Annotated in this window: 22 protein-coding genes and 1 tRNA gene; 12 read left to right on the forward strand and 11 right to left on the reverse strand. The window is 62.8% G+C overall.

Annotated elements, in window-relative coordinates:
* The 3 genes from SB751_RS09240 to SB751_RS09250 all read left to right on the forward strand — a co-directional run.
* Window positions 1–229, forward strand: a 229-nt coding sequence (locus SB751_RS09240; protein WP_410747976.1) for an IS3 family transposase, incomplete at its 5' end; no start/stop codon positions are given.
* Window positions 230–441: 212 nt separating this feature from the next.
* Entirely contained in the window at window positions 442–672 is a 231-nt protein-coding gene (locus tag SB751_RS09245; RefSeq protein ID WP_144201916.1) for a hypothetical protein, read from the forward strand.
* A 189-nt stretch (window positions 673–861) separates the two neighbouring features.
* Window positions 862–1269 carry a heme-binding protein gene (locus tag SB751_RS09250; RefSeq protein WP_144201914.1) on the forward strand — a complete coding sequence of 136 codons (408 nt, stop codon included), beginning with the start codon at window positions 862–864 and terminating at the stop codon, window positions 1267–1269.
* Between the two features lie 200 nt (window positions 1270–1469).
* On the opposite strand, the gene SB751_RS09255 is transcribed toward SB751_RS09250, so the two are convergent.
* From SB751_RS09255 to SB751_RS09270, 4 genes are all read right to left on the reverse strand, one after another.
* Window positions 1470–1796 (reverse strand): hemin uptake protein HemP, encoded by a 327-nt coding sequence (locus tag SB751_RS09255; RefSeq protein WP_144201912.1) that lies wholly within the window; start codon window positions 1794–1796, stop codon window positions 1470–1472.
* A 224-nt stretch (window positions 1797–2020) separates the two neighbouring features.
* Window positions 2021–2434 carry an ExbD/TolR family protein gene (locus SB751_RS09260; RefSeq protein ID WP_410747977.1) on the reverse strand — a complete coding sequence of 138 codons (414 nt, stop codon included), beginning with the start codon at window positions 2432–2434 and terminating at the stop codon, window positions 2021–2023.
* A 30-nt stretch (window positions 2435–2464) separates the two neighbouring features.
* Entirely contained in the window at window positions 2465–3196 is a 732-nt protein-coding gene (locus SB751_RS09265; protein WP_144201908.1) for a MotA/TolQ/ExbB proton channel family protein, read from the reverse strand.
* Between the two features lie 49 nt (window positions 3197–3245).
* Entirely contained in the window at window positions 3246–3902 is a 657-nt protein-coding gene (locus SB751_RS09270) for an energy transducer TonB (protein ID WP_144201906.1), read from the reverse strand.
* 457 nt (window positions 3903–4359) lie between these two features.
* Between SB751_RS09270 and SB751_RS09275 the strand changes: the two genes are divergently transcribed.
* On the forward strand, window positions 4360–6660 hold the full coding sequence (locus tag SB751_RS09275; RefSeq protein ID WP_144201904.1) for an AAA family ATPase: 2301 nt from the start codon (window positions 4360–4362) through the stop codon (window positions 6658–6660).
* A gap of 19 nt (window positions 6661–6679) precedes the next feature.
* On the opposite strand, the gene murI is transcribed toward SB751_RS09275, so the two are convergent.
* The 3 genes from murI to SB751_RS09290 form a co-directional block, all read right to left on the reverse strand.
* Entirely contained in the window at window positions 6680–7489 is an 810-nt protein-coding gene (murI, locus tag SB751_RS09280) for a glutamate racemase (protein WP_250024672.1), read from the reverse strand.
* Window positions 7490–7564: 75 nt separating this feature from the next.
* Window positions 7565–9088: a fumarate hydratase gene (locus SB751_RS09285; RefSeq protein WP_144201900.1), complete on the reverse strand. Its 1524-nt coding sequence runs from the start codon at window positions 9086–9088 to the stop codon at window positions 7565–7567.
* Window positions 9089–9228: 140 nt separating this feature from the next.
* Entirely contained in the window at window positions 9229–9753 is a 525-nt protein-coding gene (locus SB751_RS09290) for a TIGR00645 family protein (protein WP_144201898.1), read from the reverse strand.
* A 291-nt stretch (window positions 9754–10044) separates the two neighbouring features.
* Between SB751_RS09290 and acs the strand changes: the two genes are divergently transcribed.
* The 3 genes from acs to SB751_RS09305 all read left to right on the forward strand — a co-directional run bounded on the left by acs (window position 10045) and on the right by SB751_RS09305 (window position 14311).
* Window positions 10045–12027: an acetate--CoA ligase gene (acs, locus tag SB751_RS09295; protein ID WP_144201896.1), complete on the forward strand. Its 1983-nt coding sequence runs from the start codon at window positions 10045–10047 to the stop codon at window positions 12025–12027.
* A gap of 70 nt (window positions 12028–12097) precedes the next feature.
* A complete protein-coding gene (locus SB751_RS09300; protein ID WP_144201894.1) occupies window positions 12098–14149 on the forward strand; it encodes a VC_2705 family sodium/solute symporter in 2052 nt (683 codons plus the stop codon).
* Window positions 14150–14220: 71 nt separating this feature from the next.
* A tRNA-Ser gene (locus SB751_RS09305) sits at window positions 14221–14311 on the forward strand.
* 69 nt (window positions 14312–14380) lie between these two features.
* Here SB751_RS09305 and SB751_RS09310 read toward each other — a convergent pair.
* On the reverse strand, window positions 14381–14800 hold the full coding sequence (locus tag SB751_RS09310) for a hypothetical protein (RefSeq protein WP_313819281.1): 420 nt from the start codon (window positions 14798–14800) through the stop codon (window positions 14381–14383).
* 119 nt (window positions 14801–14919) lie between these two features.
* Window positions 14920–15207 (reverse strand): hypothetical protein, encoded by a 288-nt coding sequence (locus SB751_RS09315; RefSeq protein ID WP_313819280.1) that lies wholly within the window; start codon window positions 15205–15207, stop codon window positions 14920–14922.
* A 77-nt stretch (window positions 15208–15284) separates the two neighbouring features.
* Between SB751_RS09315 and SB751_RS09320 the strand changes: the two genes are divergently transcribed.
* Window positions 15285–15932, forward strand: coding sequence for a hypothetical protein (locus SB751_RS09320; RefSeq protein WP_313819279.1), 648 nt, complete (start codon window positions 15285–15287; stop codon window positions 15930–15932).
* A gap of 413 nt (window positions 15933–16345) precedes the next feature.
* Here SB751_RS09320 and SB751_RS09325 read toward each other — a convergent pair whose 3' ends face one another.
* Entirely contained in the window at window positions 16346–17365 is a 1020-nt protein-coding gene (locus SB751_RS09325; RefSeq protein WP_410747978.1) for an acyltransferase, read from the reverse strand.
* Window positions 17366–17867: 502 nt separating this feature from the next.
* Between SB751_RS09325 and SB751_RS09330 the strand changes: the two genes are divergently transcribed.
* Complete coding sequence (locus tag SB751_RS09330) at window positions 17868–18575, forward strand: class I SAM-dependent methyltransferase (protein WP_410747979.1); 708 nt, start codon at window positions 17868–17870, stop codon at window positions 18573–18575.
* 25 nt (window positions 18576–18600) lie between these two features.
* Here SB751_RS09330 and SB751_RS09335 read toward each other — a convergent pair whose 3' ends face one another.
* Window positions 18601–18981 (reverse strand): hypothetical protein, encoded by a 381-nt coding sequence (locus tag SB751_RS09335; protein ID WP_313819276.1) that lies wholly within the window; start codon window positions 18979–18981, stop codon window positions 18601–18603.
* A 640-nt stretch (window positions 18982–19621) separates the two neighbouring features.
* Here SB751_RS09335 and SB751_RS09340 point away from each other — a divergent pair.
* The 3 genes from SB751_RS09340 to SB751_RS09350 are packed head-to-tail and all read left to right on the forward strand — an operon-like array spanning window position 19622 to window position 20170.
* The gene (locus tag SB751_RS09340; RefSeq protein WP_313819275.1) at window positions 19622–19849 is read left to right on the forward strand and encodes a hypothetical protein; all 228 of its coding nucleotides are present in this window, start codon (window positions 19622–19624) and stop codon (window positions 19847–19849) included.
* A 6-nt stretch (window positions 19850–19855) separates the two neighbouring features.
* Window positions 19856–20020 (forward strand): hypothetical protein, encoded by a 165-nt coding sequence (locus tag SB751_RS09345; protein WP_313819274.1) that lies wholly within the window; start codon window positions 19856–19858, stop codon window positions 20018–20020.
* 21 nt (window positions 20021–20041) lie between these two features.
* Entirely contained in the window at window positions 20042–20170 is a 129-nt protein-coding gene (locus tag SB751_RS09350) for a hypothetical protein (protein ID WP_280527768.1), read from the forward strand.
* The last annotated feature ends 45 nt before the right edge of the window (window positions 20171–20215 follow it).

Here is a 20215-nt window from a genome sequence, read left to right on the forward strand (position 1 = left end):
GCAAAGTATGTCCCGCAAGGGAAACTGCCTTGACAATGCCGCCATGGAAAGCTTCTTCGGCACGCTCAAGGCTGAATACTTCCACCTGAACGAGTTTGCCAGCGTGGACGAGCTCAAGACCGGACTAGCGCGCTACATCCGCTACTACAACCACGACCGTATCAAGCTCAAACTAAAAGGGCTGAGTCTTTCGTGGGGCTTTTTCTATTCCTGCGTGGGGATCGCTTGACGGCTTGTCGGCATTTTTCTGACGTTCGATGGTGGAAGATTGCGCCGGGGAGTTCCCGGCGATTTTTATCACTCAAAGAATTTGATGCATCCGCTCAATGCGACTGGACTTCGATCTCAGGGTTTCCCCCTAAACTCCATGCGTGACGCCGCTCCCACAAGCATCCGCCTGATGGCGCGACGCCCGCGACTAACACCAATAAGGGGATTCTCATGAAGATCAAGCAACGTATCGCAGCTGTCGCCGCCCTCGGCGCGCTTTCCGCGCTGTCGGTATCGGCCTTTGCCGCACCGGCCAAGTTCGACGTTTACAGCGGTGGCCAGCGCGTGACCGATCAACGCGATCCCTACACGGATGGTGCCCGCGCCAACGATAAGCGCGATGTCTACACCGACGGCGCGCGCGTGACCGACCCCCGCAGTTCCTTCAGCGACGGAGCCTGACCGGGCTCGTCTCAACCGGATCCGGAGAAGCCCGCAGCCAGCGGGCTTTTTCTTTTGGGGGGGAGCGCTGGGCAAGGGCTGTGCGCTAGTCGTCAAGTCAAAAGTCCTTGTACCGGGCATATCGCCATTGCTGCCCCGGGCGGCGCGATATACTGCGGCCTCACACTGATGAACAGAATGGAGAGAGGTATGCAGCAAAAAACCGTACTGACGGCCGATGACGTGAAGAAGTTGCTGGCGGCCGCCGAGGTCGAAGCCAAGGCCAACAACTGGGCCGTCACGATTGTGGTCGTCGACGACGGTGGCCATCCGCTCGGCTCGCTGCGCCTGGATGGCGTGGCCCCGATCTCGGCCTACATCGCCACGGAAAAGGCCCGCACGGCTGCGATGGGTCGTCGTGAGTCGAAGATCTACGAAGACATGATCAACAATGGCCGCTACTCGTTCATGACTGCGCCGCACCTGCAGGGCATGCTCGAAGGTGGGGTGCCTATCGTCGTGAACAACCAGGTCGTTGGCGCCGTTGGCGTGTCGGGCGTGAAGTCGACCGAAGACGCGCAGATCGCGCGCGCTGGCATCGCCGCGCTCGGTGTCTGATTGCACGGCGGATCGCACTGCGAATCCGCCAATGCAAAAGCCCCGCAGGCGCAACGCCTGCGGGGCGGTATAAAAAGGCGGCATGGCTGGCATCGGCCTGACAGGCAAGGGGTTTGGAAGTCTTCCCTGTCAGCGGTTTCCGATCGTCTGGCTACTGCCCAACACCCCTTGACGGGGTGGTCCCCACAAAAGACTGTCGATTATTTGGTCAGGATCAGCTTGCCGTAGCGCGTCACGCGCAGCGTGTAGACGTCGCCGTTATGCAGGATCGGCAGCGTCGTGGCGCCGCGCATGATGGCGTCCAGCGGGACGGCTTGCGCGGTCGTGCCTTCGGCCGGTGCATCGGTGCGCATCAGCGCTTCCAGGCGGGCGGGCAGACCGGCCACTGCCGACTTTACGGTCTCGATGGCCGACGATGCCGTCGATGGCTCGCGGCGCGCCTGCGAGGCAACTTCGACGCGGCGCAGGGACAGGCGGCGGCGCGTGACTTCACGCGGTTGCGACATCGGCAGGCTGATTGTGCTCATGGTCTTCTCCGTGGAAGCGCTTCACGTAGGGGAAGCGATGCGTGGTTCGTTACGATGAAAAAGATCATAAATGAGAATTGTTATCATTACAAGCGATCTTCACTAACCGTTACACCTGTGCGAAGGCAGTCACGAATGGACCGGATCGCAACATCGAAACCTGCTGTGACCCGAACAAAAAGGGCACCCGGTGAGGGTGCCCTTCTTGTTCGAGGCGGGGGAGATCAGTGCTTCGGTTCCGTGATGAAGCCGATCTTGCCGAGCCCGCCGTGCTGCGCGGCGGCCATGACTTCGGCCACGCGCTCGTAGCGGACCTCGCGGTCCGCGCGCAGATGCAGCTCAGGCTGCGGCTGCTGTTGCGCGGCTTCCGCGATGCGCTGATCCAGCGCGGCTGGGTCCACTTCCTGCTGGTTCCAGAATACCTTGCCCTGCGCGTCGATCGAGACGTTGATGTTCTGCGGCTTGGTGTCGTTCGGTTGGTTCGTCGCGCGCGGCAGATCGATCTTCACCGCGTGGTTGATGACGGGAATCGTGATGATGAAGATGATCAGCAACACCAGCATGACGTCGACCAGCGGCGTCATGTTGATCTCGCTCATCACCTCGTCATCGTCACCGTCGAGCGTGCCGAATGCCATGATGCGTTCCTTCTGGCGCGAGTGTCGCGCTTAGTTCTTGACGGCCAGCCGCACCGAGGCGTCGTCGGCCTGGCGGACGGAGGAGCTCGGGCGCACGCGGGCGCCGGTCACGAAGTAGGCGTGCAGGTCGTGCGCGAAGCGGTTCAGCTTGCTGATGACGCCCTTGTTGCCACGGCTCAGCGCGTTGTAGCCGAGCACCGCCGGGATGGCCACGGCCAGACCGAAGGCGGTCATGATCAGGGCTTCGCCCACGGGGCCGGCCACCTTGTCGATGGTCGGCACGCCCGAGGCGCCAATGCCGATCAGCGCGTGGTAGATGCCCCACACCGTGCCGAACAAGCCGACGAACGGCGCGGTGGAGCCCACCGAGGCCAGCACTGCCAGGCCCGACTGCATGCGCGACACGGCCTCGTCGATCGAACTCTTCAGCGAGCGGGTCAGCCAGTCGGAGATGTCGAGCTGGTCGTGCAGTTGCGGCTGGCTGGCGCGGTGGTGCTGCGCCGCTTCCTTGCCGGTCAAGGCCAGCGTACGGAACGGGTTGGCCTCGCTCGCGCCGAGCGTTTCCAGCGCATGGTCGAAGTCATCCGAGTGCCAGAAGCGCTTTTCCGCGCCATTCGCCATCTTCTTGAGGCGAACCAGATCCCACGCCTTGGTGAGGATCACGATCCACGACAACAGCGACATGACGAGCAGAATGATGGCGGTCGCTCGCATGACGAAGTCGCCTTGCGACCAGAGGTGGGAGAGTCCGAGGTCCTGCATGGTGGTTCCTGGTGTCAGTGTTTGTGAAAGATCGGAAAATTCCGAGAGATCAGTTCAGCTCGAAGTTGATCGGCTGCTGGGCGGTCACGGCCACGGCGCGGCCATTGTCCAAATACGGTTTGCAACGCATGCGCTGCACGGCATCTACCGCGGCCTGATCGAGTCGGCTCGAACCGCTCGACGTGACCACCGCAGTCTTGACCACGCGGCCGGACTCATCGGTAGTCAGACGCACGACGGCCTTGCCAGTTTCCCCCATTCGACGTGACTGCGACGGATAGGTCACTTGCGGCGGCGAACAGGCGATCTCGCCGATGCCGACGGCGCGCGGCGCGGTGTTGGCAGGTGCGGGCGGCGAGGGCGGCTCTGCAGGCGCCGGCGGGGCAGGGGGTGCCGGCGGGGCCTCGATGGCCGTCGGCGAGGGCGGCAGCGAGGCCACGGGCTCCGGGGTCGGCTGCGGCTTCGGCGGCGTCGGGCGCGGCGTCACCACCTTCACCTGCTTCGGGGGCGTCTGGGGTTGCGGCTTGGGCGGCTCCGGCGCCGGAGGCTGCTGGGGCGGCTCCATCGGGATGATACGGGCGATGATCTCAGGCGCGATGACCGCTTCGGTCAGTTTGCGCCCCAGGCCACTCTGGATCAGGTAAAGCAGCCCGACGTGAAACAGCAGGACAGCAACAGTGATCTTGAGGAAACGTTGATCGAACATGAGATACGACAGGGTATTCGTAATGGGCAGGCGGCGCGCGTCTGTACTCGCTCACTTGCGATAGAACAGGATTAGCGAGATGCCACATCCGACCAGCAGGCTCAATAGCAATTCCATGATAACGCTCCTGATGTACAGCCACGTGAACCGGGGAAAACCGTGAAACGGGGTTGCTGGGGAGCGCCACTCTTGGGCAGCGTAGCGGCACAGTATAAACGATAATGATTCTTATTTGTTGCGCATTGTGCAATGCAATCGTCGATTTACGATATCCCGTTGTGCGAGGTGGCTGCGTGGGCGCCCGCGCGTGGGCGGGGTGTCGGCAATGCCCCATTGGCGGTAAACCGCGCTAGGATGGAAGAAAGCAGCGTGATAACAGCGTGACAAACATCGGCAGCCTGGTGCAGGTGGCGCCCCCGCGGTCCGGACGCCGCCAGCCCAAGCGAAGGGAATGGCCATGGACTTCACCCGTTTTGCTGAAGACGACCGCTCGACGCTCCTGCGTGCCGCGCCCGGCGTGGCGGGAACCTCGGCCCTGGACTGGATGTGCGCCCAGTTTGCGCTGCGCGTGGTCTGCGCACTGGGCCCGCGCTTCAACCTGCGCAGCAATATCAACGATGTGCTGACGGTCAGCGCCCAGGAAATGGTCTGGCCGTATGGCGTGGTGCTGCGCGTGCAGCGCTTCCTGTCTGCACGCTGCGCGGACATGCCTGCCTGGAAGGGCGCTTCGCGGCTGACCCCTGAGGAGTTTCTCGAGCGGCATGGCCAATGGAACAGCGCCTTCGACGAAAGTGCGCTGTTTTACTATCTCGATGAGTACGTGAAGCACCACGCCAAGGACATGTTCGCCGTGTTCGATGCGTCGGCCGCCGCGATTGCCTCCCGGCTCAATGGCGAGCGCGTGCTGCTGGTGCGCAACATCGACATGCTCAGCCATGTGCTCAACCTGCCCGAGCATGAACGCAAGCTGCTCCTTTATGCCGCGCTGGCCAAGTACAAGCGCGACCTGCGCGCGGTCATGGTCGACTGCAAGGTCGCGCACAGCCAGGAGGCGTTCCAGATCCTGGCCGGCCTGACCGGCGCCAGCCCCGCCGATATCGCTGTTTCACTACGTCCCGGCTCGCGGCTCGAAACGCTGAACCTGATCGAGCAGCCGCTGCCCGAAAACAGCGTGACAGACCTTGGCGACCTGATGCGCCTGTCCGATCGCCTGCTGCACGTGCTGCTCGGCAACTACGCCTGCGAGGCGGAGATGATGGCCGTGTTCACGCGGCCCGCCGCGCCGCCGACGCTGGGCACGAGCGACTATCCGCATGTGGAGACCGATGCGCGCTACCTGTCCGCGCTGCTCGGCAACGCCACGCGCCAGAACGCCGCTGGCGTGAACGTGCTGATCTATGGTCCGCCGGGCACTGGCAAGACCGAGTTCGCGCGGCTGCTGGCCCGCGAGGCGGACTGCGAACTCTACGAGGTCGATTGCTTCGACCGCGACGGCAATTCGCTTTCGGGCAAGGACCGCTATCGCTCCCTGCAGGTTTCGCAGGCCTTCCTGCGCGGACGGCCGCGGACGGCCTTGTTGTTCGATGAGGTGGAAGACGTGTTTCCGGGCAGCGCGCGCGAGCTGATGAGCCTGTTCGGGCAGGAGGATACGCGCGGCTCGGTCAACGGCAAGGCGTGGGTCAACCAGACGCTCGAACAGAATCCGGTGCCGGTGATCTGGATCTCGAATTCGATCCGCCAGATCGATCCCGCGTACCTGCGGCGCTTCCAGTTCCACCTGGAATTAAAGATTCCGCCACCTCTGGTGCGCGAGAACATCATCCGCAAGCATCTGGGCGGGCTTGATGTCAGCGATGCCTTTATCGCCACGCTGGCCGCGCGCAAGACGCTGACGCCGGCGCAGGTGCAATCGGCGGCGCGCTTTGTAGAGCTGGCGCGCAGTGACGTCGACGAACCCGTGGAGGCGTTGATCCTGCGCCAGCTGGAACACGCCGACCGCGCGATGGGGCTGCGCCCCGAGGCCGAGGCGCGGCCCGTGGTCACGCGCTATCGGCTCGACAACCTCAATATCGAATCGCGCTATGCAGTGGAGAAGATCGTCCAGGCGCTCGGCGCGCGCCAGCGCGGTACGCTGTGTTTCTATGGGCCGCCGGGCACCGGCAAGACGGCGCTGGCCGAACACATCGCGGCGGAACTGGACCTGCCGCTGATGATCCGGCGCGCGTCCGACCTGATGAGCAAGTACGTCGGCGAGACGGAACAGCAGATCGCCGCAATGTTTGCGCGCGCGGAAGAGGACGGTGCGGTGCTGTTGCTCGACGAAGCCGACAGTTTCATGCAGAGCCGGCAGCAGGCGGTGCGCAACTACGAGGTGTCGGAAGTCAACGAAATGCTCCAGGGCATGGAGCGTTTCAACGGCATTTTCCTCTGCACGACCAATCTGTTCGACCGGATCGACGAGGCGGCGCTGCGCCGGTTCTCGTTCAAGATCCGTTTCCTGTCGCTCAAGCCGCAGCAACGCGTGACGATGTTCGTGGATGAGGCACTAGAGGGCGATCCCGCGCGCATGACCGAGACGATCCGGCACGAACTCGATTCAATGGATTGCCTGACGCCGGGCGACTTCGCCACCGTCAAGCGGCAGTCGGTGGTGCTCGGCGAAGCGCTGACGCCGGACGAGTTTCTGGCGCAATTACGACAGGAACACGCGATCAAGCCCGAGGTGCGGCATCACAAGCCGCTGGGGTTCTTCCAATAGCCGGCAGGCGCCGCTGGTATCAGAGCGGCGGGGCCGGCTCGATCACTACGGTTTCTGCGAGGGTATCCACGTTCAGCAGCGTCGCGGCCATTGCGCGCAGGTGCGCGGCGTCGCGCGTAGACGCATAGCGGTCTTGCGGCACCGCATCGGGGGCGGCGGCGAGATTGTGTTCGGCGAGCTTGCGCGCCAGTTGCCGGGCGATGGCGCTGCCGGTGTCCACCAGCGACAGGCGGTTGCCGACCATCGCGCGGATGGTGTCGGAGAGAAACGGATAGTGCGTGCAGCCGAGCACCAGCGTATCGGCGCCGGCGTCCAGCATGGGGGTCAGCAGGGTATCGAGCCGCGCACGTACCTCGGGGCCGGACACATCGCCTTGTTCGATGCGGGCGACGAGGTCAAGGCCCGGCGCGCACAGATAGCGGCTTTCGCCTTCCAGCGATGTCAACAATCGATTGAATTTGGCGCTGCGCAGCGTGTTGGCCGTGGCGAGCACGCCCACCACCTTGCTGCGGCTGGCCGCCGCGGCCGGTTTCAGGCCGGGTTCCACGCCGATGATCGGCAGTGGCAGCGTCTCGCGCAGGGTTTGAACGGCGTGCATCGTCGCGGTATTGCAGGCAATGACGAGCGCCTTGCAGCCCTGTGCCACCAGCCATTCGCAGACTTGCAGCGTGCGCGCCTCGACGAAGCGCTCGGGCTTTTCGCCATACGGCGCGTAGCGCGAGTCGGCCAGGTAGAGCAGCGACTCATGCGGCAGCAGCGCGCGGATTTCGCGCAGCACCGAGAGGCCGCCAAGGCCGGAATCGAAAACGCCGATGGGAGAGGGATTCACGGAAGGGAGGAGGGTGGCGCTCCCCCTCTATATAGATATAGAAGGGGAGCGCCGGCAGGGCTGCAGCCCTGCCGGTTATGCCGCAGCGACCGGAATCTTGCCGATCTTGGCTTGCCACTCGGCGGGGCCGGTCTTGTGCACCGACGTACCCGAGCTGTCCACGGCCACCGTCACGGGCATGTCCTTGACGTCGAACTCGTAGATCGCTTCCATGCCGAGGTCTTCGAAGGCCAGCACCTTGGCGCCGCGAATCGCCTTCGACACCAGGTAGGCCGCGCCACCCACGGCCATCAGGTAGGCCGACTTGTGCTTCTGGATCGATTCGATTGCCACGGGGCCGCGCTCGGCCTTGCCGATCATCGCGATCAGGCCGGTCTGGGCCAGCATGGTCTCGGTGAACTTGTCCATGCGGGTCGCCGTGGTGGGGCCGGCCGGGCCGACCACCTCGTCACGCACCGGATCGACCGGGCCGACGTAGTAGATCACGCGGTTGGTGAAGTCGATCGGCAGCGATTCGCCCTTGGCCAGCATGTCGGCGATGCGCTTGTGCGCGGCGTCGCGGCCGGTCAGCATCTTGCCGTTCAGCAGCAGCGTCTGGCCGGGCTTCCACGAAGCGACTTCCTCGGGCGTCAGCGTGTTCAGGTCCACACTCTTCGAAGTTTCGGTGTTCGGCGCCCATTCCACCTGCGGCCAGGCCGACAGGTCCGGGGCTTCCAGCTTGGCCGGGCCGCTGCCGTCCAGCGTGAAGTGCACGTGGCGCGTGGCCGCGCAGTTCGGGATCATCGCCACGGGCTTGGAAGCCGCGTGCGTGGGGGTGGCCATGATCTTGACGTCGAGCACGGTGGCCAGCCCGCCCAGGCCCTGCGCGCCAATGCCGAGCGCGTTGACCTTTTCGTACAGTTCCACGCGCATTTCCTCGACCCAGTCCTTCGGGCCGCGGGCGATGATGTCCTGAATGTCGATGGACTCCATCAGCGATTCCTTGGCCATCAGCATGGCCTTCTCGGCCGTGCCGCCGATGCCGATGCCCAGCATGCCGGGCGGGCACCAGCCGGCGCCCATGGTCGGCACGGTCTTCAGCACCCAGTCGACGATGGAATCGGACGGGTTCAGCATCACGAACTTCGACTTGTTCTCGGAGCCGCCGCCCTTGGCCGCGACCTGGATGTCCACGGTGTTGCCCGGCACGACCTCGTAGTGGATCACGGCCGGCGTGTTGTCCTTGGTGTTCTTGCGGGCGCCTTCGGGCGGGCTCACGATCGACGCGCGCAGCACGTTGTCCGGGTGCGTGTAGCCGCGGCGCACGCCTTCGTTGATCATGTCCGACAGGCCCATCGTGGCGCCATCCCAGCGCACGTCCATGCCCACCTTGACGAAGATCGTGACGATGCCGGTGTCCTGGCAGAGCGGACGCTTGCCCTCGGCGCACATGCGGCTGTTGGTCAGGATCTGCGCAATCGCATCCTTGGCGGCCGGACTCTGCTCCAGCTCATAGGCACGGCCCAGGCTGGTGATGTAGTCCATCGGGTGGTAATAGCTGATGTACTGCAGCGAGTCGGCGACGCTCTGGATGAGGTCTTCTTGCTTGATGACGGTCATTTTTGTGGGGAGGGCAGCGGTGAAACACAGCCCGGGATGATACACCGTGGCGGCGCCGGCTGCGGGAATGCATACAGCCGTCGACACCAGGAAAGCGGCACCAGAAGTGGCGAATACGCCACCAGGTGCGCGGGGAAGTGTCAGTGCGACTGCTGCGGCACGTGGGGTTGGGACACCATGCGGTCCACCCAGGCCATGGCCAGTGCCGAGGCCAGAAAGGCCACGTGGATGATTACCTGCCACATGATGGTGTGGTGAGAGCGCTGTTCGGCGTCGATGAAGGTCTTTAGCAGGTGGATCGACGAAATGCCGATCAGCGCCATCGACAGCTTCACCTTCAGTACGCCGGCATTGACGTGGTCGAGCCACTCGGGCTCGTCGGGGTGGTTGTCGATGCCCAGGCGCGAGACGAAGGTCTCGTAGCCACCCACGATCACCATGATCAGCAGGTTGGAGATCATCACCACGTCGATCAGGCCGAGTACCACCAGCATGATCTTGGTCTCGTCGAAGGTGGTGACATGGGACAGCAGGTGCCAGACCTCGACCAGGAAGTGATAGACGTAGACGCCCTGCGCGACGATCAGGCCGAGGTAAAGCGGCAGCTGGAGCCAGCGCGAAGCGAAGATGATGCGGGGGATGGGGCGGAGCGGGGTGTATGACATGGGGTGCGCAGACGTGAGGTAAATGTCATCAGACAATCAAAGGCGGGGCTGATTGTACCTTGTGCGTCCCACGGTCCGGATGACAGGTTTGCGCTGCGTGGCGTGCCGGTGCTAGCCTAGTAGAGCCGGCTGCACTTGTGGCCAGTTTGCGCCCCCGCTCCCTCCGATCTGATTTGCTGCATTGCAGCACCTCTGCGCCATCGCGCATGGTGTTCCGTCAGGTTTAAGTAAGCCGCCGGGCGTACCTTCCAGCCAAAAGCAAGCAGTCCTAAGTCAAACAGGAGACAAGCCATGTCGGCCATCGAATCGGTGATGCAGGAGCATCGCGTTTTCCAACCCCCTGAGTCGTTCGCCAAGACGGCGGCCATTCCCAGCATGGCGGCCTACCAGGCCCTGTGCGACGAGGCCGAGCGCGACTACGAGGGTTTCTGGGCGCGCCACGCCCGCGAACTGCTGCATTGGGACAAGCCGTTCACCAAGGTGCTCGACGAAAGCAGCGCGCCGTTCTACAAGTGGTTCGAGGACGGCCAGCTCAATGCCTCGTACAACTGCCTGGAACGGAATATCGAGCAAGGACTTGGCGACAAGATCGCCATCGTCTTCGAGGCGGACGACGGCACCGTGAGCCGCGTCAGCTACAAGGAGCTGCTGGCCAAGGTCAGCCGTTTTGCGAATGGTCTCAAGGCGCTCGGCATCAAGAAGGGCGACCGCGTGGTCATCTACATGCCGATGTCAGTGGAAGGCGTGGTCGCCATGCAGGCGTGCGCGCGCATCGGCGCCACCCATTCGGTGGTGTTCGGCGGATTTTCGGCCAAATCGCTGCAGGAACGGCTGGTTGACGTGGGTGCCGTGGCGCTGATCACCGCCGACGAACAGATGCGCGGCGGCAAGGCGCTGCCGCTCAAGGCCATCGCCGACGAAGCCCTGGCGCTGGGCGGCTGCGAGGCTGTCAAGCACGTGGTGGTCTATCGCCGCACCGGCGGCAAGGTGGCCTGGACCGAAGGCCGCGACCGCTGGATGGAAGACGTCTCCGCCGGCCAGCCCGACGCCTGCGCCGCCGAACCGGTGGATGCGGAGCACCCGTTGTTCGTGCTCTACACGTCGGGATCGACGGGCAAGCCGAAGGGCGTGCAGCACAGCACGGGCGGCTACCTGCTGTGGGCGCTGATGACGATGCGCTGGACCTTCGACATCAAGCCGGACGACCTGTTCTGGTGTACCGCCGACATCGGCTGGGTCACCGGCCACACCTATATTGCGTACGGCCCGCTGGCGGCCGGCGCCACGCAGGTGGTGTTCGAGGGCGTGCCGACCTTCCCGAACGCCGGCCGTTTCTGGGACATGATCCAGCGCCACAAGGTCAGCATCTTCTACACGGCGCCGACGGCGATCCGCTCCCTGATCAAGGCCGCCGAGGCCGACGAGAAGATCCACCCGAAGCAGTACGACCTCTCCAGCCTGCGCCTGCTGGGCACGGTGGGCGAGCCGATCAACCCGGAAGCGTGGATGTGGTACTACAAGCACATCGGCGGCGAGCGTTGCCCGGTGGTCGACACCTTCTGGCAGACCGAGACCGGCGGCCACATGATCACGCCGCTGCCGGGTGCCACGCCGCTGGTGCCGGGCTCGTGCACGCTGCCGCTGCCGGGCATCATGGCGGCCATCGTCGATGAAACCGGGCAGGACGTGCCGAATGGCAGTGGTGGCATCCTGGTCGTCAAGCGTCCGTGGCCATCGATGATCCGCACGATCTGGGGCGACCCGGAGCGCTTCAAGAAGAGCTATTTCCCCGAGGAACTGGGCGGCAAGCTGTATCTGGCTGGCGATGGCTCGATCCGCGACAAGGAAACTGGCTACTTTACGATCATGGGCCGGATCGACGACGTGCTGAACGTGTCGGGCCACCGCATGGGCACGATGGAGATCGAATCGGCGTTGGTGGCGAACCCGCTGGTGGCCGAGGCCGCCGTGGTCGGCCGCCCGGATGACATGACGGGCGAGGCGATCTGCGCCTTCGTCGTGCTCAAGCGCTCGCGCCCGACCGGCGACGAGGCAGTGAAGATCGCCACGGAGCTGCGCAACTGGGTCGGCAAGGAGATTGGACCGATTGCGAAGCCCAAGGACATCCGCTTTGGCGACAACCTGCCGAAGACCCGTTCGGGCAAGATCATGCGCCGGCTGCTGCGTTCGCTGGCCAAGAACGAGGAAATCACGCAGGATACGTCCACGCTCGAGAATCCGGCCATCCTCGATCAGCTGAAGCAAGCGCAATAAGCGCCCCCGCCCGTGCGGGTTTCCTCCCATCCGATGCCGGCCGCGTGCCGGCATTTTCTTGAGTTCGCCCATGGCTGATGCCCAGTCGCGCTTCCGGCGCCGGCTGTTGCTCTATTACGGCCTGTTCACGCTCGGGCTGTTCGGCTTCATCGGCATGATGGGGCTGCTCGAGCATTCCAACGCCGACGCGCTGTGGCTCGGCTATGTCTTCCTGTTCGTCACCATTGCGATCTATGCCTGCATCGGCCTGATCTGCCGGACCTCGGATCTCAACGAGTATTACGTGGCGGGGCGACGGGTGCCGGCGCTGTTCAATGGCATGGCCATCGCCGCGGACTGGATGAGCGCGGCGTCGTTCATCGGCCTGGCGGGCATCCTGTTTGCCTCCGGCTACGAGGGGCTGGCCTATGTGATGGGATGGACCGGCGGCTATTGTCTGGTGGCGTTCCTGCTGGCGCCGTATCTGCGTAAATATGGCGGATACACGATCCCGGACTTCCTCGCGGCGCGCTACGGCAACGGCAAGCCCGGCGGCAACCTGCCGGTGCGGGCGATTGCGGTGCTCGCGGCCTCGCTGTGCTCGTTCGTCTATCTGGTGGCGCAGATTCAGGGCGTGGGGCTGATCGTCACGCGCTTTATCGGCGTGGAGTTTGCCGTGGGGGTGTTCTTCGGGCTGGCGGGCATTCTGGTCTGCTCGTTCCTGGGCGGCATGCGCGCGGTCACGTGGACCCAGGTGGCGCAGTACATCATGCTGATTGTGGCGTTTCTGCTAACCGTGTCGATGATTGCGTGGAAGCATCATCGCGACGCGCTGCCGCAGGTCAGCTATGGCTCGCTGCTGGGTCAGATCGAGCAGGCCGAGCGGCGGCTCGAGCGCGATCCGGCCGAGCGGCAGGTGCGGGAGCTGTTCCGCCAGCAGGCGGTGATGTTGCAGGAGCGCATCGCGCGGCTGCCGCAGTCATTCGCCGAAGAACGGCGCGTGCTGGATGAGCGGCTCCAGGAGCTGCGCACGCGCAATGCGCCGCTGCGCGAGATCAAGAGCGTGGAGCGGGAGCGGCTGGCCTTTCCCGTGGATGTGGCCGACGCCCAGCAGCAGTGGAGCCAGATGCGGGAGGAGGCGCTGGCGCGCAGCCATGTCGCCACGCCATCGACCGAGCCCTACCCGGCGGCGTCCGAGGCGGAGCGGAAGACCAAGCGGCTCAACTTCGTGCTGCTGGTGTTCTGCCTGATGCTCGGCACGGCCAGCCTGCCGCACATCCTGACGCGGCTGTACACCACGCCGTCGGTCCGGGAAACGCGCAATTCGGTGGCCTGGGCCGTGTTCTGCATCGCGCTGCTCTATGTGTCGGCGCCCACGCTGGCGGCGCTGGTCAAGGCCGAGTTCTTCCAGCATCTGGTTGGCACGCCGTTCGCGGAGTTGCCGCAATGGGTGGTGCAATGGCGCAAGGTGGACCCGCCGGTGTTCGGCATCCGGGATGTAAATGGCGACGGCATCGTCCAGTGGGCGGAAATCCTGATCCAGCCGGACATGATCGTGCTGGCGGCGCCCGAGATCGCCGGGCTGCCGTACGTGATCTCGGGCCTGGTGGCGGCCGGTGCGCTGGCGGCGGCGCTGTCCACGGCGGACGGGTTGTTGCTGACGATTGCCAACGCGCTCTCGCACGACGTTTACTACCACATGATCGACCGCCAGGCGAGCCACCAGCGCCGCGTGACCACCGCCAAGATCGTGCTGCTGGCGGTGGCGCTGTTCGCCTCCTACGTGACCTCGCTGCGGCCCGGCAACATCCTGTTCCTGGTGGGTGCCGCCTTCTCGCTGGCAGCATCGAGCTTCTTCCCGGTACTGGTCCTGGCCATCTTCTGGCGACGGACCACCGCAGCAGGGGCGGTGGCGGGCATGGCCACCGGCCTGGGCGTGGCGGTGTACTACATCTTCGTCAACTACCCGTTCTTCACGAAGATGACAGGGATTTTCGGCAACCGCTGGTTCGGCGTGGACCCAATCGCCTCCGGCGCCTTCGGCGTGCCAGCCGGGTTTGCCGTGGCCATCCTCGTCAGCCTGGTCACGCCCAGAAACGCCCCGGTCATCGACCGGCTGGTCAATTACCTGCGAAAAGGCTAGGGCGGGTTACGTCCGCGTCACCGGAGGGGGCTGGACAGCCCGAACGGCTCTGCTATAATCGCCGACTTCCCGGAGAGATGGATGAGTGGTTTAAGTCGCACGCCTGGAAAGCGTGTATAGGTTAATAGCCTATCGGGGGTTCGAATCCCCCTCTCTCCGCCACCTTATTCCATAAGGCTTTGCGGGTGATCAGCGAAGTTCCGCTGTGACACTCAACCAGCCTTGTGCCATTCAACCCTTGGCTTTGAGCGGCAACACGCGCTCAGCCTTGCGGCGATAGATGCGCTTCGTCGTGCTTGGTGAAGCGCTCGACACATCAGTCTCGGCCATGACACGCTCCATGAAGCCGCGCCACAACGAATCCCATCCCCCAGCCCGTCCCGTTTCCTCGTCCAGGTAGCATTCGCCCGTCCGGTTGCAGAACAGCCGCGGCGAGATGTCCACGGGGCGCGCGGCCAGTGCATCCTTCACCGCGGCGCGCAGATCGTCAGTCCACGGGTACAGCGACTTCTTGCCGCTGCTGCCGGCCGTCTTGTGCCGCTGGATCTCGATCCCATCCGCCGCGAAGTCAGGCACCCGCAGGCGCAGCAGGTCGCCTCGGGCCATGCCGGTAATCAGCTTGAGCCTGATGTGCGCTTGGGCGGCGAGCACGCTCCCGCGCTTGCGCCGCGAGGGGAGCGACAGGCACGCTTCGATCTCCCAATCCTCGACGTATCTGTCGCGCGGCTTTTCGCCTTCCAGACGGACCTCTCGGGCGAACGGATGGCGTTTCAGATAGCCCCACTGTACCGCCTTGGTGTAGGCGCGTGCGACAGCACTTCCAGTTCGCGCAGTGGCGCCGTGCGGGCCTTCACGCGCTTCGTGCTGCTATCCGGTTGCTTCACTTCCTTCGTGCTCACGTCGGCGTAGGTGTAGATGTGGTGCGGCTCAATGGCCATCAGCGGCCATGCGCCGAACGTCACGCGCAGCCGGTTCACCGCGATCTGATTTTGCGCCTGGGTCGTGACGGCCTTCGTCCGAATGACTTCGAGCGCATACCGGTCCAGCAGTTGCCCCACCGTCACCGGCTGACGCGATCACTGCAACTTGCCCGGTTCCGTTCACGGCGTATGTGGCTGGACAGTCGTTCAAGTTCATGCCCACGGACAACAACACGACCAACGCCGTCACCATCATTATCAACGGCATCGGTACGAAGAACATCACCAAGAATGGCACCCAAGCGCTTGCCCCGGGTTATCTGGTGGCCGGCGTCGCCGCTGTGCTGTTCTACGACGGCACGCAGCATCAGTTGCTGACCACGCCAGGCACGCAGATTGGCGCCACCAATTCCAGCGTCCGGAGCCTTGCCGCGCAGAATGGCTCGTCACCAAACACGCAGATGTGGATATCCGCTGCATCGGTGACGTTCCGTGGAGCATCAGGCCAGACGCCGGTTACCCGGTTCAATGTCGGGCAAAAACGAGGGTGGTTCGACTTCACGATCAGTCTGCAATGGCTGGTCGGAGCAATCGTGAGTTCGCTGGTCGGCGCGATAACGGGCGCCGCGATCTGGTTCGGACTGGTCAGCCGGGTCCAGGCGCTGGAGACACGAGATCAGGACCATGCATCGCACTTTGCGCGGATCGAGTCCGACATGCGGCAGCAACGGGCGGATGTGAAGGAGCAGTTGAACGACATCGGCGGCGATGTGAAGGAGATCCGTCGATACCTGATGGACAACGCCGCCGGGGCGCGGCCCGACATTCGGATTTGGTATCCACGGTGGCATTCCTGCTGCTGATCGTGGTGCGTTACACGTCCGTGCGGCGCAAAGACAAGGAAGACACCGATGCTGGCGCGTGAGTTCATCAAAGAGGCCCTGGCGCCCGGCCTTGGCGATCCTGCCGGCCCCCATGGACACGCCACGGGCGAGGGACGATGGTTCGGGCGATCTGCCTACTGGAATCGGACCTGATCCATCACCGGCAAATGGGCAACGGTCCGGCGCCGTCGTGTTGTCCGCGATGGCTTACCCGCTCCGTACTCTCGACTGACAGCCGCCTTCGGGCGGTTTCCATTTTCCCGCTTCGGTGGGCAATCTTGTCTCCGGGGAACTCATATCTGACAACACGACGCATGGTGAGGCGACCCCCTGGGATCGACACGAACGTCAACCAGCAGACGCTAGCGGGCCGTATTATCACCATTCGGGCTTCAACTCGCGGCAAGCCGGTCCGCAACTCTCACGCATGGCCCAGTGACGAGGGTCTGTATTACTGCAGCGACGAGGAGGGACCCGAACAAAACGGTAGATGTCAGCAAAAAGGTGTTCCAGATGGGATGGAACTCCGTCATCTCGAACACCTTGTCGCGCAGCCAGATTAAGACCAACGGATGTACCAGATAGATTTCGTAAGAGTACTTGGAGATCGTGCTCATCACCCGGTCCAAGATCGCCCCGTCAGCTGGTAGTTGCTTCGCGCCCATAAATAACCCGAACACGCCGAACGCTAGGGCATACATGTTGAGGCTCTGATCGAAGATGCCGATTTGCAGATGCGCTGCACGCGCGAAGAAGGTCGAAATGAATCCAAACAACGTCAATCCCAAAAAGGCGAGCTTGTACTGATGAGCGTCTAGCCTTGTAATCGCATAGCCCCCGGCGAAGTACAGTAGCCAAGGGCTTACCAGGAAAATTGCGCCATTGATTTGAATTCCTGCGAGAGGCGAGAACACCCGGACCTGTAAGATGGCAAGCAAGATCAGTATTGCTGTCCATAGCGTCCTAGTTGCAATTTGATTGACAGCCACCGACAAGAAGGGGGTTATGAAGTAGAGGCCAATAAGGGAATATACGAACCAAAGATGGTAGAACTGGGGTTCGCGAACTAGCGCCATCCCGAAGTCGCTGACGGACATCGGCGACGGCTTTTCGAACGTGTGCACGTAGGCGTAGTACGCTGCTGAGTAAAGGATGAACGGTATTAGGATCTTTGGGAAGCGCTTCAGATAAAAGCGGCTCGCCGAGGCATAAGGCGTTGCCAAGAGCAGTGCACCACTGATCATGAAGAACAGCGGCAATCCAACCCGAACCATCGTGTCCATGATGCCGCCCACGATACCGGTTGGGCTCCAGATGGCAGGCTTTTGAAAAAATGGCCCATGCGTATGGATGCCAATTACGCAGATGGCCGGGAACGCCCGCAGGTAGTCCAGATACTTTTGTCTTGTCATTATTGAAGAATCGCAAATTATCTAGATCCGCCATTCTATCGACGTCATTGCGACCACCTGTTGTGGTGCTTCCATGCCCGCCTTGAGCGGGCGTTTTTATTATCTGAGGAGGAGAGCCCCATTGCTACGCAACGCATACCAGTAGCGCTCATGACGGCGGCGGCAATCGTAACGTGGCCGGTCCCCAGGGGTTCACTTCATGCCGCGATACGAGTACGTTCAGCTTGTGCGCATGGGAGGCTGGATCACCCGTGAACGCGCCGACTTGCGCGCTAGCAATCTCCACGCCAGGCAATCGCCGGTGTCGGAGCGTCTGGACCCCGCGATTGCCGAGTTGACCGCCGGGCGCGCAGGCTGGCCTGCAGAGCGGCATACAGTAAGCGTAATACACCCACCAGACCCGACAAGTTTGTCACTTAATTCGTGTTGCCGAATTCGGCGGTGTTGCTATACTCACCGCGTTACCGCGCAAGCGCTATATCAGCCGTACGAGTTACGCTGAATGTTATTTGGTATCGGGGGAGACGGGATGGTGAAGGCATTAATCAAGAAGGTGACGACCGTAGAGCAGAGAAATGCGGTCAGGGGAATTATTGGGCGCCTACGATCCGTGGATGCCCCCGATGGGCCACCCGAGTTTCAGGACCGATTTCATGAGTTTTCGGCACCATATCGGCTGCATCTCGGCTGCGGAAACATCAAGTTGGCCGGATTCTGCCACGTTGATGCGTTGGAGACCATTGCGGCCGACGTTATAGACGACATTCGCGCGCTTCGGCGTTTTCCTGACCGGAGCGCCAAGGAAATCTATGCCTGCCACGTGCTAGAGCATTTTGCGCACGATGAGGTTGCGCCGCTGCTGAAAAGGTGGTTCGACGTTTTGCAGCCGGGCGGCATTCTGCGCATCTCGGTGCCAGACCTGGATCGTATAGTCAAAATCTACATCAACAACTGGGAGCACTTCCAGAAACCGGGCAACACACCATGGATCGGCCTGATCTACGGCGGCCAGTCGACGCCATATGATTTCCACAAGACAGGTTTCAATGCCAACTGGCTGCGTCATCTGCTGGAATCATGTGGTTTTGAGCAGTGTGAGGAATATCCGCATGAGCCCCATTTTGTACCGGGCACCGTGGATGCTTCAGTGGCCAACGCCACCTTCGGTGAGTATTTCTCGCTGAACATGATGGCCCGGCGGCCAGGCTAACTTCTGGCCGACGCGAGGAGGGCGGTCAGAAGAACAGCCTTCGCCACCACGAACCATATTCCGGTGCAAACGGCGCCTTCCAGCCCTCTGCGACGTTGTTGATTGCGTCTTCCTGGCAGACTCCCGTCTCAATCAGGCGATGGACTTCGGCATTGGCCCCGTCGCTTTCGAATATCCGAGTGGTGATCGGCTCGACTTCGGGGCAGGGTGGCGGACCTTCTACAATCGTCGGCGTCGGGATGAGGTCACAAAACCAGGCCCTGCCATCGCACTGCCGGCTGGCATCTGTCCTGGACCAGTAGGAAAGCAGGCCGATAACGAGCAACCCCGCAAGGGTCAACGCCGCGCGGGTGCTCACGAACCGCCAAAGAAATGCAATGGCTCCCATCATCGCAATGACGCCCATCTATTGAATCTCCGTTTGCATGCGGCTTCAAGATGGTGTGCGTGCTAGACACGCCCAGAAGGACACCCAAAAGGGTGACACGACTGCGCAACTAAGCAATCACTCAAACGGATGAATGAGGGCGTTACGAGTCAGCGTTTGAACCGATCGGGTGGTGGCCGCGTCACCTTAGACGAGTCTGGCTGACCGTCCGTCGTCTCTGCAGCCTTCCGCCACGACTCGCGCGACGTTAAGGGGGCTGGCGACGCACAGAGCAGTGACGTAGTTGGGGTAAAAAGCGGGGTGCAAAAATCGTAAAGAGAGTTTTGCCCGGGGATGTCGCATACTTCCTGACATTCCGAGGCTCTCTCCACCACAACTCCATCCGCAGCAGTAAGTGCCGTCCAGTTGGACGGCTTTTTGCTTTTAGAGCTTTGATTCTGCGAGGGTCTGCCGCGCCAGACCGGCCCCGGGGCGCCCAAGGTGCCTTCTCTTTTTATTTCACCAATGAAGTCTCTCGTCTAGGCTAATCGGAGAGAATCGGAGAAATCCATGGCCAGATTGCGCTACCTGTATGGCTGATCGTTGCGTTCTTGCTTCTGCTGGGCGGCTGAGCGAGCCGGCCCGTCAATCCGCCGCTGGCCCATATGAGGCGACCGAGTTGCTGAAGGATAGCCAGGCGCGCTGGGTATCCATGCGCCAGATCCGGCAATCCGCCGCGTTTGCCGCGAACGCGGACGAAGCGACAGCCAAGGCACTCCGCACGCCAGACGCCACCATCTATGCCATCGACGTTTCGTTTGCGCGGTTGGAAGACAAGGCGGAACTGGCCTACCTGAATGAGCTTCCCACGTCGTTTTTCCTGCTATCGGAAGCGGTCGACCGCTAGCGTGCAGTGGCGGGCAAGATCATCATGACGTCGCCGGATTTTCGGCGGCGGCTGAAGGACGCCGGCGCCGCGATCGTGACCAAGCCGCAGCAGACTGGGGAGGCGGTGGCGAACCAGACGGGAGATTTCCAGGGTCAGCAGCCGGCGCCGGACCGGGCTACCATACCGTGACCAACCGTCCGAGGAGTCCGCATGTCCAAGGAAAAATCCGGCGTCGCCTTTCCCACGCTGATCGCCTTTGCCGTGGCCGGCATGGCTTTCGCCGCGTCCATGATCCTGGCCTACTACGCCACGCATCCGCAGCGCATCACGCGACAATAAAAAAAAGCGGCTGCCACTTGCGCGACAGCCGCCGAATCACCTCAA

The organism is Cupriavidus sp. SIMBA_020, from assembly GCF_046535395.1.
In the GTDB taxonomy this organism is placed as follows: Bacteria; Pseudomonadota; Gammaproteobacteria; order Burkholderiales; family Burkholderiaceae; genus Cupriavidus; species Cupriavidus campinensis.